Origin of the sequence: Pseudomonas paracarnis (assembly GCF_904063055.1) — a bacterium.
Taxonomy (GTDB): Bacteria; Pseudomonadota; Gammaproteobacteria; order Pseudomonadales; family Pseudomonadaceae; genus Aquipseudomonas; species Aquipseudomonas paracarnis.
In genome coordinates, this window is sequence record NZ_CAJFCN010000002.1 from 125799 (window position 1) to 149184 (window position 23386).

Consider the following 23386-nt stretch of genomic DNA (forward strand, 5'->3'; position numbering starts at 1 on the left):
GCTTACAACGGTTTGACGGTGAACAAACCATCATCGTGGCCCTCTTCGGAGCCTCCGTAGACTTGTTCGGCGACAGTGCGAATCTTGCTGCCACGCGCTTGAAGGATCTGGTCCATGGCGCCGGCAAACCAGCCGGTGAACATGTAGTCCACCTTGCGGCCGACCTTGCCGTACACGTAGACGAACGCCGAGTGTTCCAGCTTGACGCTAGCGGTGCCTTTATCCAGGTCGATGTCCTGGATCTTGAACAGGCCCCAGCCGCGTTGCGACAGGCGCTTCATGTAGTGCTCGAACACTGCGACGCCTTCCAGGCCGTGGCATTCAGCTTCTTTTTCACACCAGTGCCAGGCGGATTTGTAGCCGGCCTTGTAGAGGATCTCGGCGTAGGCATCAGCGCCCAGCACTTCTTCGATACCCATGTGGTTGTTGACGAAGAAGTGGCGTGGCACATACAGCATCGGCAGGGCGTCGGAGGTCCAGACACCGGTTTCGCTGTCGACTTCAATTGGCAATTGCGGGGCGATCTTGGCCATGGAAACTTAACTCCAGAAAATTCGTTTTGATGCCCGCCACGCGGATGGCGGCGGGTGAAGGATTAAGCGAGCAGTGGCTTATTCGCCCCAGACGTCCTTGAGCACGTTGACCCAGTTCTCGCCCATGATCTTGCGCACCACGCGCTCGCTGTGGCCGCGCTTGAGCAGGGTCTCGGTGAGGTTGGGGAACTCACCCACGGTGCGGATGCCAAGCGGGTTGATGATCTTGCCGAAGCTGGTCAAGCGGCGGGCGTAGCCCTTGTCATGGGTGAGCATTTCGAAGAAATCCTGGCCATGGCCCTGGGTGAAGTCGGTGCCAATGCCGATGGCGTCTTCACCGACGATATTCATGGTGTATTCGATGGCTTCGGCGTAGTCGTCGATGGTCGAGTCGATGCCCTTGGCCAGGAACGGCGCAAACATGGTCACGCCGACAAAACCGCCATGGTCGGCGATGAACTTCAGCTCTTCATCGGACTTGTTGCGCGGGTGCTCTTTAAGCCCGGACGGCAGGCAGTGCGAGTAGCACACTGGCTTTTTCGATTCGAGGATGACCTCTTCGCTGGTCTTGGAGCCCACGTGGGACAGGTCGCACATGATGCCGACGCGGTTCATCTCGCCGACAATCTCACGACCGAAACCCGACAGGCCGCCATCGCGCTCATAGCAACCGGTGCCCACCAGATTCTGGGTGTTGTAGCACATCTGCACCACGCCAACGCCGAGCTGCTTGAAGATCTCGACATAGCCGAGCTGGTCCTCAAAGGCATGGGCATTCTGGAAACCGAAGATGATGCCAGTCTTGCCCTGCTCCTTGGCGCGGCGGATGTCAGCGGTGGTTTTCACCGGGATCACCAGGTCGCTGTTCTCACGGATCAGGGTCTGGCTGGCGACAATGTTATTGATCGTGGCCTGGAAGCCTTCCCACACCGACACCGTGCAGTTGGCGGCGGTGAGGCCACCTTTGCGCATGTCTTCGAACAGGTCGCGGTTCCACTTGGCAATAATCAGACCGTCGATAACGATGCTGTCGGCGTGCAACTCGGCTGGGCTCATCAGGCGTCCCCTTATTGGCGATTCATGCGCCGAATCGTCTGCCGGCGCTTTGGGGCCAGCATATGCCCAGGCACCGACGGAGCCGGGTGCAAAAACGACAGGGGAATTGCCGAAAGCGTCAATCCACGACAAAGGCTATGCAGACATGCCTGACTGGCGGCTGTTCTTTGTCTTACGCTTGAGCCAGAATTGCGCATCACGTGATATGAGACGGCGCAATGAAATCGATTTTCCTGGCTTTGGCACTCATCGCAACCACCGCCCACGCGGCCGAAGACACCGACAGCACGCCGTGCGACGGCATCGAGAACGACCAGCAAACCCTGGAATGCGCCACCTATAACAAAACCACCGCCGAGCAATTGCTCAAGGATAACTATCAGGGGTTACTGGAGCGCATGGGTTCGACCTACGGCAGCGACAAGACCAAACTGGCGGACATTACCGCCCGTCTGAAGGACGCGCAGCAAAAGTGGGAAAAACTGCGGGATGCCGATTGTGCGGTGGACACCTTCCCGGCAGTCACCGGCACCAAGGCCTATGCGATTGCGCACAACGACTGCCTGGCGCGGATGAGTGATGAGCGGTCGGAGTTTTTGGAGTCGATTGGGCAGGAGTAAACACCCTTCACGCGACCAGGCCGCGCAAAGGGCTGCGCCACGCTCAAGCCATGAAAGGTGACTTGAACGGCCTTTTGGTCAAGGGTGAGGCTGGCTCGTAGGCATACCCCAGCGCGGTGATATCCATCACCTCACGGATACGACGAGTCCAGGGCTTGATCACATCATCGTAATTATGCCCGGTGGGGCCATCCTGCATCGGGCAGTAATGAGGCGCCAGTGCGGGCTTATCCAGCATCATTTGCGCCTGCCAGTCGGCCCAGATTTTGTCGATGAAACAATGATGCAGAAAAAATACTGGATCTTCGGGCGAGGTCATCGCCAGCATGTTGCCGCCAATCCATAAATGGACGCGGTTGTGCAATTGAGAACCAGGGGTGGTGACTTGCGGGTCGCCCTTCTGAGTGATCCAGCCTTCGAGTCGGTTTCTAAAGCCTCTATTGAACGGACTCGACGTGTAGTTCGGCTCGTCATACAGCTCTTCATTCATTGCCATCTGCAAGTCCGCGGCCGTCGGCAGCGAGTTGACCAAACGTGAGAACTGGCGCTTCAACCCCGCCCCCGGCAGCCCATCTTCCGGATAGGCAGGCACCGGCCAATTGCCGTATCGGTACGCGAAGGGTCCATCCTGCACCCTGAATTCATCGGCAGCGTCACCGTCACCCCCCAGCAGGCTTTGCTCCCACACCGGCGAATTCGTCGGGTCTGCCGCGTCCAATGTCCAATCCCAGTAAGGCAGCGTGATACCGGGCGTGATGGCCTGAAGGTCGGCTTCCAACTGCAACAACATTTCACGATGCCAGGGTAAAAAAGCCGGCCCCAAGTGGGCGCCATTACGATAGTCGGGATCTTGGGGTTCATCAGGGTGAACGGTAGGTACCATCACTGCGTGATGCCAATGCACATACTTGTCGTATCCGCCATTACCCTTAAGGGCCAACAGCGTATTGGTAAACGCTAGCCGTTCAGGCCCGCTCAGTTTTCGAATTTCCTTGCGAATATTCATTGCCCGCCCGCCTCGTCGCAAAAACATGGGACCGCGTACCGGCCCCTGCTGCGAATCTAGTTGGGGAACCCATCAAGATCTACTGTCAGATCTGACAGTATCAGCACTATCTCCGACGGATGGTCAGCTCCTCTCGAACGAACCGAGCCTGTTACCATCCGTGCCCTCTTTTCCTGCTCAAGGCAACGCCATGATTATTTGCGGCATCGAAATCAAAGGCAGCGAAGCCATCATCGCCCTCGCCGCCCTGGACAACCAGGCGCTGACCCACGTCGCCCTGGCGACCAAGAAAATCGCCCTCGACGATGACGATGAAGCGGCCAACGTCAAAGCCTTCGCCGCTCAGGTGAAAGCGTTTGTGCAGGACAACGCCATCACTCGCATCGCCATCAAGAAGCGCAGCAAAAAAGGTGAATTCGCCGGTGGCCCAACGACGTTCAAGATTGAAGGGGTGCTTCAACTGCTGGAGGGGGTGGAGGTGACGCTGTTGTCGCCGCAGACCATCAATGCGCAGAACAAAAAGCACACCTTTGATCTGCCAGCGACGCTTAACAAGTATCAGCATGAAGCCTACAAGGCGGCATGCTCGGCCCTGGTAAAGAAATAAACCACCTCCGCTCTCGTTAGAAGCCGGCCTTTTAGCGCGGTGTAAGGCTCTTGTGTTGCAGCCAGTCACCGAAGGTGTTGTCCTCCAGGGCATAGCCGCCTCGGCTCGACTTCCACACCAGTTCCTTGTCGCGCAGGGCATCGATGCAGGCTTGGATGGTCTGGGTACCCGGCACCACGTCGCTACCCATCTTTTCCAGCGCCTTGCTGACCGCCGTGAGGGTGCTATCGGTGAATGGCGCGAAGGGTTCGTTGTTTTGAGAACGCTCCACCATCACCTCCAGCACGGCGCGCTGCGGGATGGTCAGGGCGTTCCAGGCGCTTTCGAACTCGGTCCATACACCCGCGCGCAGCAATTCTGCGCGACTGTGCAGCAGTTGGCCAAGATTGCTCGCCTCGCCCAACTCCAATGCGACTTCACCGATGATCGTGCGCAACATCTCGGGACGCCGACCTACCCGCTCAAACGCCTCATCAATATCAGCCGCGTTGAATTGGTTGTTCTGGGCCAGGTGCGCGTTGAGGTGCACGGTGTAGGCCTGGGTGAACGCTTTGCCCAGCAGCGGAAACGGCGTGATGCTGGAACCGAAGAATGGCTGGCTTTTACCCAATACCAAATGGGCGAGTTTGTCGCGATTGGATCCGGTAAACACCAGGCGCAAACCGCTGCCCTCCTCGTCACGGCCTTGGTTGAGCTGATCCCGGGCAGCCTTCAACGCGAACATCGCATTGATACCTGACTCGGTGGTTAATGCGTGCTGTGCTTCGTCAATCACCAGTACAACGGGTTTTTCTGCAGCCCTATGGAGCAATTCCAACGCTTGGGTCAGCGTCGCACCGACAGGCAATTGTGGCTTGGTAAAGTCCCAGGAAAGCGTACGCAGAAAGCTTAGTTTCTCGATGCCAATGTTTTTTGCCAGTTTGCGAATACCCTTTTCAAACGGCACCAATGCCCCCGCAATGGCACTCGCGATCAGCTCGGCGGGGTCTTTTTCCTTGTCGGCCCACAGGTCGACATACACCGCCAGCCAGCCCCGCAGCTGACATTCCGGAATCAGGTCTTCGCGCAGAAAAGTGCTTTTGCCCGTGCGTCGGGGCGCCGCGAGAAACAGGCCGGAGGTGAAATCCTGAATACCGGCCCCCACCAGGCCATCGGCAATACTGCTTGCCAGGGTGGGGCGGCGAAACACAAAGCCGCTGTGCTTGGACATGGTTTTATACTCAATTATGGAAATGACTATAAATTATAGCCAAGAGTATAATTGACTATAATTGTCCGTCAAACCACCTCCCGTCGCCGATCCTCCCGCGGGCATTTGGCAAACCTTGCGCGATAGCTCCTGGTGAAATACGACGGTGACTCAAACCCGCACGCAATACTCACTTCCAGCACGCTCATGTCGCTCTGGCGCAGCAGTTTTCGGGCTTTTTCCAGGCGCAGGCCCAGGTAGAAATTACTGGGGGTGTCATTCAGGTGCAGGCGAAACAGCCGCTCCAGTTGGCGTCGGGTGACCTTGATCGTTTCGGCCAGGGCCAAGGTGCTCAGGGGCGGTTCGGTGTGCTGTTCCATTTCGCCGATCACCTGCACCAGTTTCTTGTTATTGATGCCGTAGCGCGTGGCGATCTGCATGCGCTGGTGGTCCTTGCGGGGGCGGATGCGGCCAAGTACGAATTGCTCGGAAACCTGGATCGCCAGCTCCGGGCCGTGGGCCTGGGCGATGAGATCGAGCATCAAGTCGATGGACGCGGTCCCGCCGGCGCAGGTGATGCGGCGCCGGTCGATTTCGAACAGTTCCTGGGTCACGCTCAGGTGCGGATAGGCCTCCTTGAAGGCGTCGATGGCTTCCCAGTGCAAGGTCAGGCGGTGGCCGTCAAGCAGGCCCGCTTCGGCCAACACGCAGGCGCCGGTGTCGATGGCACCAAGAGTCACACTCTCATGGTCGAGGCGGCGCAGCCAATGCTCCAGGGCGGGCGTGGCGAACTGCAGGGGTTCGAAGCCAGCCACCACCAGTAAAGTCGCGCCTTTTTTCAATGGTTCAAGCGCGGCGTCGGCGTTGACCGACATGCCGTTGCTCGCCAGTACCGCGCCGCCATCGGCACTCAAGATGTGCCAGCGGTACAGCTCGCCGCGAAAGCGATTGGCCACGCGCAACGGTTCCAGCGCGGAGATAAAACCGAGGGCCGAGAAACCCGGCATCAGCAAGAAATAGACATCCTGGAACATGGTGGCGCTCTCGTCGGACGGGCAGCGTGGTCACTGTGATACGCCAGTTCAACCGGCCATTCAAGAGCACAGGTCGCTGCAGTGCAAGAGCGGGTCGCCGCCGTGCGCTTTGCGGGGCGCCAAGCTGCGTAACGTGATCCCACGGCGCACAAAGACGCCGGCACCCACAATAACGACCTGCCGAGGGCTCCACCCATGAACCGACTGATCAGCCGCTGCGCACTCGCACTCAGCGCCAGCGCCATCTTGAGTAACACCGTCATGGCAGCGGACGCCGCTTCTTGCCAGAACGTGCGCATGGGCGTGGTGAACTGGACTGACGTCATCGCCACCAGCGCCATGGCTCAAGTACTGCTCGACGGCCTGGGCTACAAAACCAAACAAACCAGCGCGTCCCAGCAAATCATCTTTGCCGGTATACGTGATCAGCGCCTGGACCTGTTCCTTGGCTACTGGAACCCGCTGATGACCCAGACCATCACACCGTTCGTCGACGCCAAGCAAGTCAAGGTCCTCGAAAAACCCAGCCTGCAAGACGCCCGCGCCACCCTGGCAGTACCCACCTACCTGGCGGACAAGGGCCTGAAAACCTTTGCCGACATCGCCAAGTTCGAGAAAGAGCTGGGCGGCAAGATTTATGGCATCGAGCCGGGCTCGGGCGCCAATACGCAGATCAAGGCGATGATCGCCAAGAACCAGTTCGGCCTGGGCAAGTTCCAGTTGGTGGAGTCCAGCGAAGCCGGCATGTTGGCGGCCGTGGACCGTGCCGTGCGCCGCAAGGAAGCCGTGGTGTTCTTTGGTTGGGCGCCGCACCCGATGAACGTCAATGTGGCGATGACTTACCTCACCGGCAGCGAAGATGCCCTGGGCCCGAACGAAGGCATGGCCACCGTATGGACCGTGACCGCGCCGGCCTACGCCGAGCAGTGCCCCAACGTGCATAAGTTGCTGACCAACCTGACGTTCACCGCCGCCGACGAGAGCCGCATGATGCAACCGCTGCTGGATCACAAGGACGCCATCGAGTCCGCCAAGCAGTGGCTCAAGGATCACCCACAAGACCAGGCGCGCTGGCTGGAGGGTGTGACCACCTTCGACGGCAAGCCGGCTGCTGCCAACCTGCAACTGACCCGCAAATAACCCTATTTGGACCACCGTGTCGCAGCCGCTCCAGGCCGCGACACGGCGCCCTGCGCCTTGAAATCACCCGCCTGTAAGGAACCGCATCATGAACCACGACGTCATCATCACCTGCGCACTCACCGGTGCTGGCGACACGACCGCCAGAAGCCCCCACGTGCCGGTCACACCCAAACAAATCGCCGCCGCTGCCGTGGAGGCCGCCAAGGCCGGCGCCACGGTCGTGCATTGCCACGTACGCGACCCCGAGACCGGCAAGTTCAGTCGCGACGTCGCGCTGTACCGCGAAGTGATGGAGCGCATCCGCGAGGCCGACATCGACATCATCGTCAACCTCACCGCCGGCATGGGTGGCGACCTGGAGATCGGTGGCGGCGAGAATCCCATGGAGTTCGGGCCCAATACCGACCTGGTCGGCCCGCTGACCCGCCTGGCCCATGTTGAAGAACTGCTGCCGGAAATCTGCACCCTGGACTGCGGCACGCTGAACTTCGGCGATGGCGACACCATTTACGTGTCCACCCCGGCGCAACTGCGGGCTGGCGCCAGACGTATCCAGGAATTGGGCGTAAAGGCTGAGCTGGAAATTTTCGATACCGGCCACCTGTGGTTCGCCAAGCAGATGATCAAGGAAGGACTGCTGGATAACCCGCTGTTCCAACTGTGCCTGGGCATTCCCTGGGGCGCACCGGCCGACACCACCACCATGAAAGCCATGGTCGACAACCTGCCCGCCGACGCGGTGTGGGCAGGGTTCGGGATTGGTCGCATGCAAATGCCAATGGCCGCGCAAGCGGTGCTGTTGGGGGGCAACGTACGGGTGGGCCTGGAGGATAACCTGTGGCTGGACAAGGGCGTGCTCGCCACCAATGGCCAACTGGTGGAACGCGCCAGTGAAACTCTCAGCCGGTTGGGCGCACGGGTCCTGACCCCAGCCGAAGGCCGCATCAAGATGGGCCTGACCCCACGCGGCTAACACAGACACCACACAACCCTGTGGGAGCAAGCCCGGCTCCCACAAGGAATTACCGAACTTTTCAGGAATGTCGCCATGCGCTTTATCACCGAAATCAAAACCTTTGCTGCGTTGGGCAGCGGTGTCATCGGCAGCGGCTGGGTATCCCGTGCTCTTGCCCATGGCCTGGATGTAGTGGCCTGGGACCCCGCCCCCGGTGCCGAGGCGGCCTTGCGTAAACGCGTCGCCAACGCCTGGGGCGCCCTTGAACAACAGGGCCTGGCGCCCGGCGCCTCCCAGGACCGCCTGCGCTTTGTCGCTACCATCGAAGACTGCGTAAAAGACGCCGACTTCATCCAGGAAAGCGCTCCCGAACGCCTGGAGTTGAAGCTGCAATTGCACAGCCAGATCAGCGCCGCGGCCAAGCCGAATGCCTTGATTGGTTCGAGCACCTCCGGGCTATTGCCCAGCGAGTTCTATGAGGGCTCTACCCACCCGGAACGCTGCGTGGTCGGCCACCCCTTTAACCCGGTCTACCTGTTGCCGTTGGTAGAGGTAGTGGGCGGTAAAAACACCGCGCCAGAGGCGATCCAGGCAGCAATCAGCGTGTATGAATCCCTCGGCATGCGCCCGCTGCATGTACGCAAGGAAGTGCCTGGGTTTATTGCTGACCGCCTGCTGGAAGCGCTGTGGCGAGAGGCGCTGCACCTGGTCAATGACGGGGTGGCGACCACCGGCGAAATCGACGATGCCATTCGTTTTGGTGCCGGGTTGCGCTGGTCGTTCATGGGCACCTTCCTCACTTACACGCTGGCGGGTGGCGATGCCGGCATGCGCCACTTCATGGCACAGTTCGGCCCGGCGTTGCAGTTGCCGTGGACTTATCTACCGGCGCCTGAATTGACTGAAAAGCTGATTGATGATGTGGTCGATGGCACCGCTGAGCAGTTGGGTAACCGCAGCATCTCGGCGCTGGAGCGCTATCGTGATGACTGCCTGCTGGCGGTGCTGGAAGCCGTAAAAACAACCAAGGCCAAGCACGGCATGAGCTTCGCCGAATAACCCCGTGGGAGCTGGCTTGCCTGCGATGGCGGTGGCCTCACCCTTGTTATCGCAGGCAAGCCAGCTCCCACATTTGACCGCATACCAAATTGGATTCATGCCATGCCCGCACTGACCACCTACACCACCAAAATCCTGCCCGACTGGGTTGACTACAACGGCCATCTGCGTGACGCGTTCTACCTGCTGATCTTCAGCTACGCCACCGATGCGCTGATGGACACCCTGGGGCTGGACAGCGAAAACCGCGAAGCCAGCGGCCACTCGCTGTTCACCCTAGAGTTGCACCTGAACTACCTGCATGAGGTAAAGCTCGGCGCCGAGGTTGAGGTGCATACCCAACTGATCGCCCACGACGCCAAGCGCCTGCACCTCTATCACAGCCTGCACCTTGTGGGCGAAGAGCGCGAGTTGGCGGGTAACGAACAGATGCTGCTGCATGTCGATCTGGCCGGGCCGCAGTCGGCGCCGTTTGCCGGCGCGACCCTGGAAAAACTCATCGCTCTCAGCCAGGCACACGCCGATCTACCCCGGCCAGCCCTACTCGGCCGGGTGATCGGGCTGCCCGCGCAAAAAAAAGCCCCGATCCAGCCGTGACGGGATCGGGGCAGAGTGCTTTGTGTGAGCCGTGCATTCGAGGGTGACCAAACCTTCAAGCTGCGTGCCTGGGTTCAGTGTGCCCGTTACGGGCCGGGTCAAGCACCTCGAAAACGACCTGTTCATAGCCATCCGAGCCATCGGTGGATTCTGCCCTTGCCGCCAGTCCTGGGGCCTACCAGAATCCAAGTCAATTCCCGCTTTCTACACCAGGATGACCGTCATGATGCACGCGGATTTGATTGACCAGGATGACCTGCTGAGCCAACTGCGCTCACTGGGTTTTGACGTGTCCAGCGGCGCTACCGCCGAGCAGGCTTGCGAATGTGCGGTGCGCGGGTTGAGCGAAGCGCGGGCCAAGGCGCTCAAGGGCATGGTGGAACAGATGTACAGCGGCAGCGCGACGATTTTGCCGGCGGTGAGGCAGGCGATCGACAAGCAGTTGCTGCCGGCGCTGATGCAGTTCAAACAGAACTCTGGCGCCTGAAATACCGCTATCGCAGGCAAGCCAGCTCCCACAGGGGAACGCGTTCCAAGGTGGGAGCTGGCTTGCCTGCGATGCAGACGGCTCGGTCTAGAGCCTTACACTGGCAAAGGTCGACTCATTGCGCGCCTGGCTCAACGCCGACATCGGCCCCGACAACGGTGACAACACCAGTGCCGGCGGAATCGGCATCATCGCCACTTGCTGGGTGGTGTTGGAGCCTACGCGTTCATCCCGTGGCGGAATGCCGAAGTATTCGCGGTAGCACTTGGAAAAGTGCGGCGTGGACACAAACCCGCACACCGAGGCGACCTCGATGATCGACATGGGGGTCTGCTTGAGCAGTTGCCGTGCACGAATCAGGCGCAGCTTGAGGTAATAACGCGACGGCGAGCAGTGCAGGTATTTCTGGAACAGCCGCTCCAACTGCCGGCGCGACACGGCGACATACACCGCCAGTTCGTCCAGGTCGATCGGCTCTTCGAGGTTGGCTTCCATCAGCGCGACGATTTCTTGCAGCTTCGGCTGGTTGGTGCCAAGCATGTGCTTGAGCGGCACACGCTGGTGATCCTGTTCGTTGCGGATGCGTTCGTACACGAACATCTCGGAGATGGCGGCCGACAATTCACGGCCGTGGTCGCGGCTGATCAGGTGCAACATCATGTCCAGGGGCGCGGTGCCACCGGAGCTGGTGAAGCGGTTGCGATCGAGGGTGAACAGACGCGTGCTCATGGCCACCCGCGGGAAGGCTTCCTGCATCGACGCCAGGCATTCCCAGTGCACGCTGCAATCAAAGCCATCGAGCAAGCCGGCGCAGGCCAGGGCCCAGCTGCCGGTGCACACCGCGCCAAGGCGACGAGACTGGCGTGCCTGGCTTTGCAGCCACGACACATGTTCACGGGTGACGGTGCGCTGGATACCGACGCCGCCGCACACGATGACCGTGTCCAGGACGGGGGCTTTGTGCATGGAGGCATCGGGTGTGATTTGCAGGCCATCACTGGCCCACACCTGGTTGCCGTCGACACTCAGGGTTGTCCAGCGATACAGCTCGCGGCCGGACAGCTGGTTGGCCATGCGCAGTGGCTCCACGGCTGACGCCAGGGAAATCAGCGTGAAATTGTCCAGCAGCAAAAAGCCGATGGATTGAGGCGCACGGTTCTGGGGTTGGGCCCCGGAGTTGGTCGACGTCATCGCGGTATCTCCTCACATCACACAAAGCGGGTGGTGGCCTCAGGCGAGGCTCTTGTTATTGCACTCGTCCTGGAAAGGCGAGGCTTTGAAACTGATAGAGCAAATGCCATGCCTAAAATTGAATGGCTATTCAAGAACTCCTGAAAACGACCTGTTTATGCGTCTATATGAGCCCACGCGTGAAGTGCGGGATATGACGCATAACGGGCGAGGTTCAAGGGGTGTGAGCAGATCGGTAGCACTTGTGGGAAGGCGCTTTGCGGGCTTAGGAGAAGTCTGTCACCCAAAGCACATCAGGCGTGTGATCGTGGAGAAATTCGTTCGGAAGCTACTTATCTATTTGCGACGCGCTAAAAGGTGGCGATTTTGGCTGGGGTGTTCACTTTGTGAGCAATGGTGCTCCTCTGTTCAGCTCGTTCCCACGCTCTGCGTGGGCATGCATCCTGTGACGCTCTGCGTCACCCCTGGGACGCGGAGCGTCCGGGGCGGCATTCCCACGCGGAGCGTGGGAACGATCATGTCACTGACTCAACATTCAACCGCACTCACCGCCAACCCACCTCGTGATGTCTCTTTGTACTTGTCATGCATATCGGCCCCGGTATCACGCATGGTGCGGATCACCCGGTCCAACGAGATGAAGTGCTGGCCATCGCCCCGCAACGCCATTTGCGCCGCATTGATCGCCTTCACCGCCGCAATTGCGTTGCGCTCGATACACGGCACTTGCACCAGGCCGCCCACCGGGTCGCAGGTCAGGCCGAGGTTATGTTCCAGGCCGATTTCGGCGGCGTTGCACAGTTGCTCCGGCGTGGCGCCGAGGATTTCAGCCAACCCGGCTGCTGCCATGGCGCACGCGGAACCGACCTCGCCCTGGCAACCGACTTCGGCACCGGAAATCGAGGCGTTCTTTTTACACAGGATGCCCACCGCCGCCGCGCCCAGCAGGTAGTCGACCACGTTGGCTTCGGTGACTTCTTCGCTGAACTTCATAAAGTAGTGCAACACCGCCGGGATGATTCCCGCTGCGCCATTGGTGGGCGCCGTGACCATGCGCCCACCGGCGGCGTTTTCTTCGTTGACCGCCAGGGCGAACAGGTTGACCCATTCCATGGCGCTCAAGGTCGAGCCGATCACATTGGGCTTGTTCAGCTCCTGCAAGCTGCGGTGTAACTTGGCAGCGCGACGGCGCACGTTCAAGCCGCCGGGCAGGATACCTTCGTGCTTGAGGCCCTGCTCCACGCAATCTTGCATGGCGCGCCAGAGTTTCATCAGGCCGCTGCGGATTTCTTCTTCGCTGCGCCAGGTTTTTTCATTCGCCAGCATCAGTTCGGCAACACGCAGGTTGTGGGTCTTGCACAGCTGCAACAGCTCCACGGCACTGGAAAAATCATAGGGCAGCTCGGTACGGTCCATGTCCGCCACACCGCTTTGGGCCTGGGCTTCATCCACCACGAAACCGCCACCCACCGAGTAATAGGTGTCGCGGTGCAGCTCGCCGTTTTCGCCAAACACCACCAGGGTCATGGCGTTGGGATGGAACGGCAGGTTTTCGTCGAGCAAGCGCATGTCCCGCGCCCACACAAAGGGCACCGGCAAACGCCCGTCCAGCAGCAGCGTGTCGGTTTCGCGCAGGGTGTGAATGCGGGCGCCGATTTGCGTGGGGTCGATTGCGTCTGGCCATTCGCCCATCAGGCCCATGATGGTGGCGGTGTCGCTGCCGTGGCCGATGCCGGTGGCCGACAGCGAGCCGTACAGTTGCACTTCGACACGCTGCACCTGTTCCAGCCACCCACGCTCACGCAACCCTTGAACGAACAACGCCGCGGCGCGCATGGGCCCCACGGTGTGCGAACTCGAAGGCCCGATGCCGATCTTGAACAGGTCGAAAACGCTGATAGCCATTGACGTGAAACTCCTCGATAAGCACGGGCCGGGCTTGAACGAGGTGCTACGCTCAGATCGCCCAGATGGCGGCATCATCAAGCTTTTATTCGTCATCACGGCGTCTCACACCGACGCACTCATGCTCACCAGCGGCGCTCGCGTGCGAACGCCAGTTTTGGCCGTTTTTTGCGGTGCAGACGGGTAAAAACAGCAGTTTTACCTTAGGAAAAACCTGTAAGCGACGTCATCGGTACTGGATGCGACCCTCCCTGTACTGGATACGACGCCCCCTGTAGGCGTCAGATTTTCACTGGTACATGATCAGTCTCGACTCGTTTGCAAGGCACCGCGCCAGAGCTGTTGTCGCACGCTCCAACCGCAACACTTATAAAGCGCGGCGAATGCCGCCAGAAAAGACACAGGAGTCTACCCACATGAAAGGTTCACCCTCGTTGTTGTTGGCCGCCATGCTGAGTCTGCCAGTCGTGGCATACGCCGCAGAACCGGAACAGTGCAAGACCGTCAACTTCTCCGATGTCGGCTGGACCGACATCACCGTCACCACCGCGACCACCAGCGAGATCCTCAAGGGCCTGGGCTACAAGCCGCGCACCACGATGATTTCGGTACCTGTGACTTACAAGTCCCTGGCCGACGGCAAGAACATGGACATTTTCCTCGGCAACTGGATGCCGACCATGGAAAACGACATCAAGCAGTACCGTGATGCCGGCACCGTGGAAACCGTGCGCGCCAACCTGGAGAACGCCAAGTACACCCTGGCGGTCCCAGAGGCGCTGTATGAGAAGGGCCTGAAAGACTTCGCCGACATCGCCAAATTCAAGGATGAGCTGGGCGGCAAGATCTACGGCATCGAGCCGGGCAACGATGGCAACCGCACCATCCAGACACTGATCGACAAAGATGCCTTCGGCCTGAAAACCGCCGGCTTCAAGGTGGTCGAATCCAGCGAAGCCGGCATGCTCTCCCAGGTTGAACGCGCTTCCAAGCGCAACCAGGCCATCGTGTTCCTCGGCTGGGAACCGCACCCGATGAACACCCGCTTCAAGATGAAGTACCTGACCGGTGGTGACGACTCGTTCGGCCCCAATTACGGCCAGGCCACCATCTACACCAACACCCGCAAAGGCTACACCCAGGAATGCAGCAACGTCGGCCAGTTGCTGAAAAACCTGGTGTTCACCCTCGACATGGAAAGCACCCTGATGGGGAACGTCCTGGACGACAAGATGAAGGCCGACGCTGCCGCCAAGGCCTGGTTGCAGAAGAACCCGCAAGTGCTCGACACCTGGCTCGCCGGTGTCACCACCGTTGATGGCAAACCAGGGCTCGATGCCGTTAAAGCTTACCTCGCCAAATAGCACCCGCTGACCCCAGGCCGGTGCGCTGGCCTGGGATGTTTTCCCCTTCGCATGTGGACATTCACTACCATGCTGACTGAACAGAAAATCCCACTAGGCCAGTACATCGCTGCCTTCGTCGACTGGTTGACCCAACACGGTGCCAACTACTTCGACGCAATCGCATCGACACTGGAAACGATGATCCACGGCGTGACGTTTGCGCTGACCTGGTTCAATCCACTGGCATTGATCGGTCTGATTGCGCTGCTGGCTCACTTTATTCAACGTAAATGGGGACTGACTGTTTTTGTCATCGCCTCCTTCCTGCTGATCCTCAACCTGGGGTACTGGCAGGAAACCATGGAAACCCTCGCACAGGTGCTGTTCGCCACCCTGGTCTGCGTGGTCATCGGTGTGCCGCTGGGCATTGTTGCCGCGCATAAACCAATGTTCTACACCATGATGCGGCCGGTACTCGATCTGATGCAGACCGTGCCGACCTTCGTCTACCTCATCCCTACCCTGACCCTCTTCGGGCTGGGTGTGGTGCCTGGGTTGATTTCCACGGTGGTGTTCGCGATTGCCGCGCCGATCCGCCTGACCTACCTGGGTATCCGCGACGTCCCGCAAGAATTGATGGACGCCGGCAAGGCCTTTGGCTGCTCGCGCCGCCAGTTGCTCTCGCGCATTGAACTGCCCCACGCCATGCCGAGCATCGCCGCCGGCATTACCCAATGCATCATGCTGTCGTTGTCGATGGTGGTGATCGCGGCCCTGGTAGGCGCCGACGGCCTCGGCAAGCCGGTGGTCAACGCACTCAACACCGCCGATATTGCCCTGGGCTTTGAAGCGGGCCTGGCCATTGTGTTGCTCGCCATCATGCTCGACCGTATCTGCAAACAACCCGACGCTAAAGTAGGGGGTGATGCATGAGCATTATCCGATTCGACAAAGTCGACGTGATCTTTTCCAAAGACCCACGCGAAGCGCTCAAGCTGCTGGACCAGGGCATGAGCCGTAACGAAATCCTGAAGAAGACCGGGCAGATCGTCGGCGTCGAGAACGCCAGCCTGGATATCGAGAAAGGCGAGATCTGTGTGCTGATGGGCCTCTCGGGCTCAGGCAAATCCAGTTTGCTGCGCTGCATCAACGGCCTCAATACCGTCAGCCGTGGCCAGCTGTTTGTGGAGCATGAAGGGCGACAGATCGACATCGCCTCCTGCACCCCCGCCGAGCTGAAAATGATGCGCACCAAACGCATCGCCATGGTGTTCCAGAAGTTCGCCCTGATGCCTTGGTTGACGGTGCGCGAGAACATCAGCTTCGGCCTGGAAATGCAGGGCCGACCGGAGAAAGAACGGCGCACGCTGGTGGACGAGAAACTCGAACTGGTGGGCCTGAGCCAATGGCGCAACAAGAAGCCCGACGAGTTGTCCGGCGGCATGCAGCAGCGCGTCGGCCTGGCCCGCGCCCTGGCGATGGACGCCGATATCCTGCTGATGGACGAACCCTTCTCGGCCCTCGACCCGCTGATCCGCCAAGGCTTGCAAGATGAACTGCTGGAACTGCAACGCAAGTTGAGCAAGACCATCGTGTTCGTCAGCCACGACCTGGATGAAGCGCTGAAACTGGGCAGCCGTATCGCGATCATGAAAGACGGCAAGATCATCCAGTACAGCGTGCCGGAAGAAATCGTACTGAACCCGGCGGACGACTATGTGCGCACCTTCGTCGCGCATACCAACCCGCTGAACGTGCTGTGCGGACGTAGCCTGATGCGCACGCTGGACAACTGCAAGCGGGTGAACGGTTCGGTGTGTCTTGATCCGGGTGGCGACTCCTGGCTGGACCTGGCCGAAGGCAACACCATCCAGGGCGCACGCCAGAATGGCGTGGCGATGAACCTGCAAAACTGGGCGCCAGGGCAGGCCGTGGAAGGCTTGGGCCGCGTACCGACGCTGGTGGACTCGAACATCGGTATGCGCGATGCACTGCAGATTCGCTACCAGACAGGCAACAAGCTGGTGCTGCACGACAACAACAAGGTGGTGGGGATACTGGGGGACAGTGAGCTCTACCATGCCCTCTTAGGCAAGAACTTGGGCTAAGGCCCCAACTGAAGGAATGCGGTCAATGTGGGAGCTGGCTTGCCTGCGATAGCTATGTTGGATTCACCCTTGCTATCGCAGGCAAGCCAGCTCCCACATTCGACCGCATTCAATGCTTGCAACAGCGGCGCCAGTGAGGGCGCCGCCAGCTCAATTATCAGCTATAGACCCGGCCAAGGAGCTGCCGATGGCTTTCAAACTGATCGAGCACATCCCGGGTGATCTGTTCCTGGGTGAAGCCCATCAGGTCATACTCCTGCGGCCCGTTGTGCAGGTACACCTCGGCACGGTAGTAACGGGTGCGCTCTTCTTCAGGCAGGTCAGCCGGCGCCGCCGAGTAGCCATCCAGGCTCACTTCGTAGACAAACGGGTTACCCTCGTCCATCTCGATCCGCACGCCGATGCAGCGTTTGGATTTGCCCAGCAGGGTCTGCACTTCCAGGCCCTGATCACGCAACGCACTCGCGGCCTCTTCCAACGCCGGCGTTACGTGCTTGTCCATAAAGCGCTGCACGGTGGCCTGGCTCGGTTGCAGGTCCAGGGCGCTCAAGCGCTCGCTGAAACCACGACGCCCGCGTTCAGCCAATTGCGCCTGCTCCTGTTCGATGGCCACGTCCTGGCGCATGGCCTTGTGCAAACCGAACATAAAGAACACCAGCACCACCGAGAACGGCAGCCCCGCCAGCACCACCATGGTTTGCATGGCTTCGAAGTTACCGGCAAACAGCAGACCGATGGTCACCAGGGTGATCACCGCCGACCAGAAGATACGCAACCAGTGCGGCGCATCTTCATCCACGTTGCCGCCCTTGCAGGACAGGTTGGCCATCATCACCGCGCCGGAATCCGCCGGGGTCAGGAACAGCACAAAGCCCACGAAGATCGACACGCCGATCACCACTTTCGACGCCGGGTAATGCTCAAGCAGTTGGTAGATGGCCATGGACGGTTGTTCCAGCGCCGTCTTGCCCAACTCCACCGCCCCATGGTTCAACACCAGGTCCAGGGCCGAGTTGCCGAAGATCGACAGCCACGCCAGGGTAAAGCCCAGCGGGATCAGCAATACGCCAGCCACCAGCTCGCGCACGGTACGACCACGGGAAATACGCGCGATGAACATGCCCACAAATGGCGCCCAGGAAATCCACCAGGCCCAGTAGAACAGAGTCCACAGACCCATCCAGCGTTCGGTCTTGGCACCGTCGCCTTCGTACACATACAGGTCGAAGGTTTTCAGCACGATACCGTTGAGGTAATCACCGGTGTTCTGCACCAGGCCATTGAGCAGGTGCAAGGTAGGGCCGAACAACAGCACGAAGATCAGCAAACCGCTGAACAGCACGATGTTGAGGTTGGACAGGCGGCGAATACCGTTTTCCACACCCGACACGGCGGCGATGGTCGCCACGGTGCTCATCACGATGATCACGATCAGCAGGTTGGTATTGCTGTGCTCCATGCCGAACAGGTTTTCCAGCCCCGACGACACCTGCATCGAGCCGATCCCCAGGTTGGTCACCAGCCCCAGCAGGGTCACGAACATGCCGAAACCGTCTACAGCATGCCCCGCCGCGCCCTTCACCCAACGCTCGCCCACCAGCGGGTACAGCGCCGAACGCAGTGCCAGCGGTTGGTTGTGACGGTACGCAAAGTACGCCACGGCCAGGCCGACCAGCGCATAGATCGCCCAGCCGTGCAGGCCCCAGTGCAGGAAGGTCAGTTGCAGCGCCTGGCGTGCCGCGCCATTGCTGGCGGCAGCGCCTTCGGGCGGGTTGAAGTAGTGGTCCAACGGCTCGGACGCACCGAAATACAACAGCGAGATGCCGATACCGGACGAGAACAACATGCCGGCCCAGGCGCCATAGCTGAAGTCTGGGGTATCGTCCTTCGCACCCAGCTTAAGTTTCCCATAGGACGAAAACGCCAGGCCGACCACAAACACCAGGTAGGCGGCGATGACCACCATGTAGTACCAGCCAAAGCTTTTCGACAGCCAGGCCTGTGCGACACCGAGCAGGCGCCCGGCCTCCTGCGGGGCGACGATCAGAATGGCGGTCAACAACAAAATCAGCGCGGTGGAGGTGTAGAACACCCAACCGTTGACCCGGACCTTTTCCGGTGGGGTCTTTATAAGAGAGGCAGAACTCATGGCGCAGATGCTCCAGGCAGTGCGAGAGAGAAACACAAGGCAACGGTTATCCCGGGACATCGATTTTTCGGCAGTCGACGGACGGGTGTTATAAAGACACCCCAAAATTCTTGAGCCCGCCTAAGCGGTGATCAGGCTCTGAAGTGGCCTGTTTCAAGGGTTTTTGCAGGTGTCGAAGGTTGCGGCTCGCAGGTAGGAAACATCTGTAGGCAGCGACCATTTGTCGCAGATCTTATTCTTTGTTGATTGAACGTTCAATCAAAACAAAATAGACTGGCCCTCAAGCCGACGGACGTGGATCGCCCATCGGCAGGCCTAAGGAGAGGTGCTACATGCCCAAGGTCGGTATGCAACCCATACGCCGCCAGCAGTTGATCGAAGCCACGTTGACGGCCATCGATCGGGTCGGGATGGGAGATGCCAGCATTGCGCTGATCGCCCGTCTGGCCGGCGTCTCGAACGGCATCATCAGCCACTACTTTCAGGACAAGAACGGCCTGATCGCAGCGACGATGCGCTACCTGATGAATGCGCTGATCGAGAACGTGCAAGAACGCAGGCGTGCCTTGAAGGATGACAGCCCACGGGCGCACCTTCAGGTGATCATCGAAGGCAACTTCGACGCCAGCCAGGTCAATGGCCCGGCAATGAAAACCTGGCTGGCCTTCTGGGCCACCAGCATGCACCACCCGTCATTGCACAGGTTGCAGCGGATCAACGATCAACGTCTGTATTCCAACCTGTGCTGCCAGTTCCGCCGAGTGCTGCCGCTGCCGCACGCACGCAAAGCAGCCCGAGGCCTGGCGGCCCTGATCGACGGTTTGTGGTTGCGCGGCGCCCTGTCGGGAGACGCTTTCGACACGGAGCAGGCGCAACGGATCGCTTACGAATACATGGATTTCCAATTGGCCAAGCAGGTGAGTTAGAGCACACATAACCGCTCAACCCCTGAACGTCCGCCGCTCAGTGTTGCCACACCCCCATGGCCCACTGTTCGGCGGGTAACGCCAACCACTTATGCACTTGCGAGGACTTTATGGCCCGTTTCGACCTGCAAAAACTCTACATTGACGGCGGCTACAGCGACGCTGGCAGCGATGCCACCTTCGAAGCCATCAACCCGGCTAACGGTGAAGTTCTCGCCCAAGTGCAACGCGCCACCAAAGATGACGTTGAACGTGCCGTGGTCAGCGCTGAAAAAGGCCAGAAAATCTGGGCCGCCATGACCGCCATGGAGCGTTCGCGCATCCTGCGTCGTGCCGTGGACATCCTGCGCGAGCGCAACGATGAACTGGCTGCCCTGGAAACCCTGGACACCGGTAAAGCCTTCTCCGAAACCAAGTACGTCGACATCGTCACTGGCGCTGACGTGCTGGAATACTACGCCGGCCTGGTACCTGCCATCGAAGGTGAGCAGATCCCACTGCGCGATACCTCGTTTGTCTACACCCGCCGCGAGCCACTGGGCGTGGTTGCCGGTATTGGCGCGTGGAACTACCCGATCCAGATCGCCCTGTGGAAATCCGCACCGGCCCTGGCCGCCGGTAACGCGATGATCTTCAAGCCAAGCGAAGTCACCTCGCTGACCACTCTGAAACTGGCCGAGATCTACACCGAGGCTGGCGTTCCAGCGGGCGTGTTCAACGTACTGACCGGCAGCGGCCGTGAAGTCGGCACCTGGCTGACCGAGCACCCACGCATCGAAAAAGTCTCCTTCACCGGCGGCACCGACACCGGCAAGAAAGTCATGGCCAGCGCGTCGAGTTCCTCGCTCAAGGACGTGACCATGGAGCTGGGCGGCAAGTCCCCGCTGATCATTTTCGACGATGCCGACCTCGACCGCGCCGCCGACACCGCCATGATGGCCAACTTCTACAGCTCCGGTCAGGTCTGCACCAACGGCACCCGCGTGTTCGTGCCCAAGCACCTGCAAGCCGCGTTCGAAGCCAAGATCGTTGAGCGTGTGGCGCGTATTCGCATCGGCAACCCGGAAGACGAAAACACCAACTTCGGCCCGCTGGTCAGCTTCGCCCACATGGAAAGCGTGCTGGGCTACATCGCCAAAGGCAAAGAGCAAGGCGCCCGTCTGCTGTGCGGCGGCGACCGCCTGACCGAGGGTGACTTCGCCAAAGGCGCCTTCGTGGCTCCGACCGTGTTCACCGACTGCACCGATGACATGGTGATCGTGCGTGAAGAAATCTTCGGCCCGGTGATGAGCATCCTCACCTACGAAACCGAAGAAGAAGTGATCCGCCGCGCCAACGACACCGACTTCGGCCTGGCCGCTGGCCTGGTCACCAAGGACCTGAACCGCGCCCACCGCGTGATTCATCAACTGGAAGCCGGTATCTGCTGGATCAACGCCTGGGGCGAGTCCGACGCGAAGATGCCGGTTGGCGGCTACAAGCAGTCGGGCGTGGGCCGTGAGAACGGCATCAGCTCGCTGAACAACTTCACCCGCATCAAATCGGTACAGGTTGAATTGGGCGATTACGCCTCGGTGTTCTAACACCCGAGCCTTGTATTGCCCGTGAGGCCATCGCGGGCAAGCCCGGCTCCCACATTTGTTCTGTGTGAACCCGATCAAATGTGGGAGCTGGTTTGCCTGCGATCGAGTGCTAAGCACTCGCCAGACCTGACCACACTTCAAAGAGGGTACATTCATGTCCCAAGAATACGATTACATCATTGTGGGTGCCGGCTCTGCCGGTAACACCCTGGCGACCCGTCTGACCGAAGACGAAGGCGTCACCGTTTTGCTGCTGGAAGCCGGTGGCCCCGACTACCGCCTCGACTTCCGCACCCAGATGCCAGCCGCCCTGGCCTTCCCGCTGCAAGGCCGCCGCTACAACTGGGCCTACGAAACCGATCCAGAGCCACACATGGACGGCCGCCGGATGGAATGCGGGCGCGGCAAGGGCCTGGGTGGCTCTTCCCTGATCAACGGCATGTGCTACATCCGCGGCAACGCCATGGACTACGACAACTGGTCGAAGCTGCCGGGCCTGGAAGACTGGACCTACCTGGACTGCCTGCCGTATTTCCGCAAAGCCGAAACCCGCGACATCGGCCCCAACGATTGGCACGGTGGCGATGGCCCAGTCAGCGTGACCACGCCGAAAGCGGGCAACAACCCGCTGTTCCACGCCATGGTTGAAGCGGGCGTACAGGCCGGTTACCCACGTACCGAAGACTTGAACGGCTACCAGCAAGAAGGCTTCGGCCCGATGGACCGTACCGTCACGCCGAACGGCCGTCGCGCCAGCACCGCACGCGGTTACCTGGACACGGCTAAAAAGCGTTCGACCCTGACCATCGTCACCCATGCCCTCACTGACAAAGTGTTGTTCGAAGGCAAGCGTGCGGTCGGTGTGCGTTACCTGATCGGCGCCGCCGAAGAGCGTGTTGAAGCCCGTGCGCGCAAAGAAGTGCTGGTGTGCAGCGGCGCAATCGCTTCGCCGCAACTGCTGCAACGCTCCGGTGTCGGCCCGGCCAAACTGCTGGAAAGCCTCGATATCCCGGTGGTCCACGACCTGCCGGGCGTGGGTGAAAACCTGCAGGACCACCTTGAGCTGTACCTGCAATACGCGTGCACCCAGCCAGTGTCGCTGTACCCGTCGCTGCTCTGGTACAACCAGCCGGCAATTGGTGCCGAATGGCTGTTCAACGGCACCGGCATCGGCGCCAGCAACCAGTTCGAAGCGGGCGGTTTCATTCGTACCCGCGAAGAGTTCGAGTGGCCGAACATCCAGTACCACTTCCTGCCGGTGGCGATTAACTACAACGGCAGCAACGGTGTGAAAGAGCACGGTTTCCAGGCGCACATGGGCTCCATGCGTTCGCCAAGCCGTGGCCGTATCCAGCTGAAGTCGAAGAACCCACGGGACTACCCGAGCATCCTCTTCAACTACATGGCCACCGAGCAGGACTGGCAGGAGTTCCGCGACGGCATCCGCCTGACCCGTGAAATCATGCAGCAGCCGGCACTGGACCCGTACCGTGGCCGCGAAATCAGCCCGGGTATCGAAGTGCAAACCGATGAGCAGTTGGACAAGTTCATCCGCGAGCACGCCGAGACCGCGTTCCACCCGTCCTGCTCGTGCAAGATGGGCACCGACGAGATGGCCGTAGTCGATGGCGAAGGCCGCGTACATGGTATGCAGGGCTTGCGGGTGGTCGATGCCTCGATCATGCCGATCATCACCACCGGCAACCTGAACGCGCCAACGATCATGATCGCCGAGAAAATCGCCGACAAGATCCGTGGCCGCAAGCCGCTGCCGCGCAGCACTGCGGATTACTACGTGGCAGGCGATGCGCCGGTGCGTGGCAAGCCGTTGCGTGAAGTGGGGCCGTTGGCGCAGTAACTCCAGCACCGCGGCGCCTGCGTCGCAGGCAAGC

The 23386-nt window shown here is 60.2% G+C and carries 21 protein-coding genes; 13 read left to right on the forward strand and 8 right to left on the reverse strand.

Translation table 11 applies throughout. The features are described 5' to 3' along the window. Positions 1–2: 2 nt before the first annotated feature. Together JMV15_RS05170 and JMV15_RS05175 are read right to left on the reverse strand one after the other, a co-directional pair. Positions 3–533, reverse strand: coding sequence for a DUF5943 domain-containing protein (locus JMV15_RS05170; protein WP_008033249.1), 531 nt, complete (start codon positions 531–533; stop codon positions 3–5). A 78-nt stretch (positions 534–611) separates the two neighbouring features. Beyond that, a complete protein-coding gene (locus JMV15_RS05175; RefSeq protein WP_014720245.1) occupies positions 612–1589 on the reverse strand; it encodes a dipeptidase in 978 nt (325 codons plus the stop codon). Positions 1590–1807: 218 nt separating this feature from the next. On the opposite strand from JMV15_RS05175, the gene JMV15_RS05180 reads away from it, so the two are divergent. Then, complete coding sequence (locus JMV15_RS05180) at positions 1808–2209, forward strand: lysozyme inhibitor LprI family protein (RefSeq protein WP_014720247.1); 402 nt, start codon at positions 1808–1810, stop codon at positions 2207–2209. A gap of 43 nt (positions 2210–2252) precedes the next feature. On the opposite strand, the gene JMV15_RS05185 is transcribed toward JMV15_RS05180, so the two are convergent. Next, positions 2253–3215 (reverse strand): tyrosinase family protein, encoded by a 963-nt coding sequence (locus JMV15_RS05185; RefSeq protein WP_032902308.1) that lies wholly within the window; start codon positions 3213–3215, stop codon positions 2253–2255. 190 nt (positions 3216–3405) lie between these two features. On the opposite strand from JMV15_RS05185, the gene JMV15_RS05190 reads away from it, so the two are divergent. Continuing rightward, positions 3406–3822 (forward strand): DUF3010 family protein, encoded by a 417-nt coding sequence (locus JMV15_RS05190; protein ID WP_014720249.1) that lies wholly within the window; start codon positions 3406–3408, stop codon positions 3820–3822. A 31-nt stretch (positions 3823–3853) separates the two neighbouring features. On the opposite strand, the gene JMV15_RS05195 is transcribed toward JMV15_RS05190, so the two are convergent. Together JMV15_RS05195 and JMV15_RS05200 are read right to left on the reverse strand one after the other, a co-directional pair. Beyond that, positions 3854–5032 (reverse strand): AAA family ATPase, encoded by a 1179-nt coding sequence (locus tag JMV15_RS05195; protein WP_038451791.1) that lies wholly within the window; start codon positions 5030–5032, stop codon positions 3854–3856. 68 nt (positions 5033–5100) lie between these two features. Beyond that, positions 5101–6045 carry a GlxA family transcriptional regulator gene (locus JMV15_RS05200; protein WP_032902306.1) on the reverse strand — a complete coding sequence of 315 codons (945 nt, stop codon included), beginning with the start codon at positions 6043–6045 and terminating at the stop codon, positions 5101–5103. A gap of 195 nt (positions 6046–6240) precedes the next feature. Between JMV15_RS05200 and JMV15_RS05205 the strand changes: the two genes are divergently transcribed. The 5 genes from JMV15_RS05205 to JMV15_RS05225 all read left to right on the forward strand — a co-directional run bounded on the left by JMV15_RS05205 (position 6241) and on the right by JMV15_RS05225 (position 10286). Continuing rightward, positions 6241–7185: a choline ABC transporter substrate-binding protein gene (locus JMV15_RS05205; protein ID WP_032902304.1), complete on the forward strand. Its 945-nt coding sequence runs from the start codon at positions 6241–6243 to the stop codon at positions 7183–7185. Positions 7186–7273: 88 nt separating this feature from the next. After that, positions 7274–8161 (forward strand): BKACE family enzyme, encoded by an 888-nt coding sequence (locus tag JMV15_RS05210; protein WP_038451795.1) that lies wholly within the window; start codon positions 7274–7276, stop codon positions 8159–8161. Between the two features lie 75 nt (positions 8162–8236). Then, a complete protein-coding gene (locus JMV15_RS05215; RefSeq protein WP_014720254.1) occupies positions 8237–9202 on the forward strand; it encodes an L-carnitine dehydrogenase in 966 nt (321 codons plus the stop codon). 102 nt (positions 9203–9304) lie between these two features. Further along, positions 9305–9799, forward strand: a complete 495-nt coding sequence (locus JMV15_RS05220; RefSeq protein ID WP_014720255.1) for a thioesterase family protein — start codon at positions 9305–9307, stop codon at positions 9797–9799. Positions 9800–10022: 223 nt separating this feature from the next. Then, on the forward strand, positions 10023–10286 hold the full coding sequence (locus tag JMV15_RS05225; RefSeq protein ID WP_014720256.1) for a hypothetical protein: 264 nt from the start codon (positions 10023–10025) through the stop codon (positions 10284–10286). Between the two features lie 87 nt (positions 10287–10373). Here JMV15_RS05225 and gbdR read toward each other — a convergent pair whose 3' ends face one another. Then, a complete protein-coding gene (gene gbdR / locus JMV15_RS05230) occupies positions 10374–11477 on the reverse strand; it encodes a choline metabolism transcriptional regulator GbdR (protein ID WP_003194907.1) in 1104 nt (367 codons plus the stop codon). A 528-nt stretch (positions 11478–12005) separates the two neighbouring features. Then, on the reverse strand, positions 12006–13382 hold the full coding sequence (locus JMV15_RS05235; RefSeq protein WP_014720257.1) for an L-serine ammonia-lyase: 1377 nt from the start codon (positions 13380–13382) through the stop codon (positions 12006–12008). Between the two features lie 416 nt (positions 13383–13798). Here JMV15_RS05235 and JMV15_RS05240 point away from each other — a divergent pair, with 416 nt between their 5' ends. The 3 genes from JMV15_RS05240 (at position 13799) to choV (ending at position 16836) form a co-directional block, all read left to right on the forward strand. Further along, a complete protein-coding gene (locus JMV15_RS05240) occupies positions 13799–14746 on the forward strand; it encodes a choline ABC transporter substrate-binding protein (protein ID WP_019817457.1) in 948 nt (315 codons plus the stop codon). A gap of 69 nt (positions 14747–14815) precedes the next feature. Further along, a complete protein-coding gene (choW, locus tag JMV15_RS05245) occupies positions 14816–15661 on the forward strand; it encodes a choline ABC transporter permease subunit (protein ID WP_003194913.1) in 846 nt (281 codons plus the stop codon). Continuing rightward, positions 15658–16836, forward strand: a complete 1179-nt coding sequence (choV, locus tag JMV15_RS05250; protein WP_014720259.1) for a choline ABC transporter ATP-binding protein — start codon at positions 15658–15660, stop codon at positions 16834–16836. The genes choW and choV overlap by 4 nt, the downstream gene beginning before the upstream one ends. A 157-nt stretch (positions 16837–16993) precedes the next feature. Here choV and JMV15_RS05255 read toward each other — a convergent pair whose 3' ends face one another. After that, positions 16994–18928 carry a BCCT family transporter gene (locus JMV15_RS05255; protein ID WP_224796996.1) on the reverse strand — a complete coding sequence of 645 codons (1935 nt, stop codon included), beginning with the start codon at positions 18926–18928 and terminating at the stop codon, positions 16994–16996. A gap of 389 nt (positions 18929–19317) precedes the next feature. Here JMV15_RS05255 and betI point away from each other — a divergent pair, with 389 nt between their 5' ends. The 3 genes from betI (at position 19318) to betA (ending at position 23352) form a co-directional block, all read left to right on the forward strand. Beyond that, positions 19318–19911, forward strand: coding sequence for a transcriptional regulator BetI (betI, locus tag JMV15_RS05260; protein ID WP_003194919.1), 594 nt, complete (start codon positions 19318–19320; stop codon positions 19909–19911). A gap of 110 nt (positions 19912–20021) precedes the next feature. Beyond that, a complete protein-coding gene (gene betB / locus JMV15_RS05265; RefSeq protein ID WP_014720261.1) occupies positions 20022–21494 on the forward strand; it encodes a betaine-aldehyde dehydrogenase in 1473 nt (490 codons plus the stop codon). 154 nt (positions 21495–21648) lie between these two features. After that, positions 21649–23352, forward strand: a complete 1704-nt coding sequence (gene betA, locus JMV15_RS05270; RefSeq protein WP_014720262.1) for a choline dehydrogenase — start codon at positions 21649–21651, stop codon at positions 23350–23352. Positions 23353–23386: the final 34 nt, after the last annotated feature.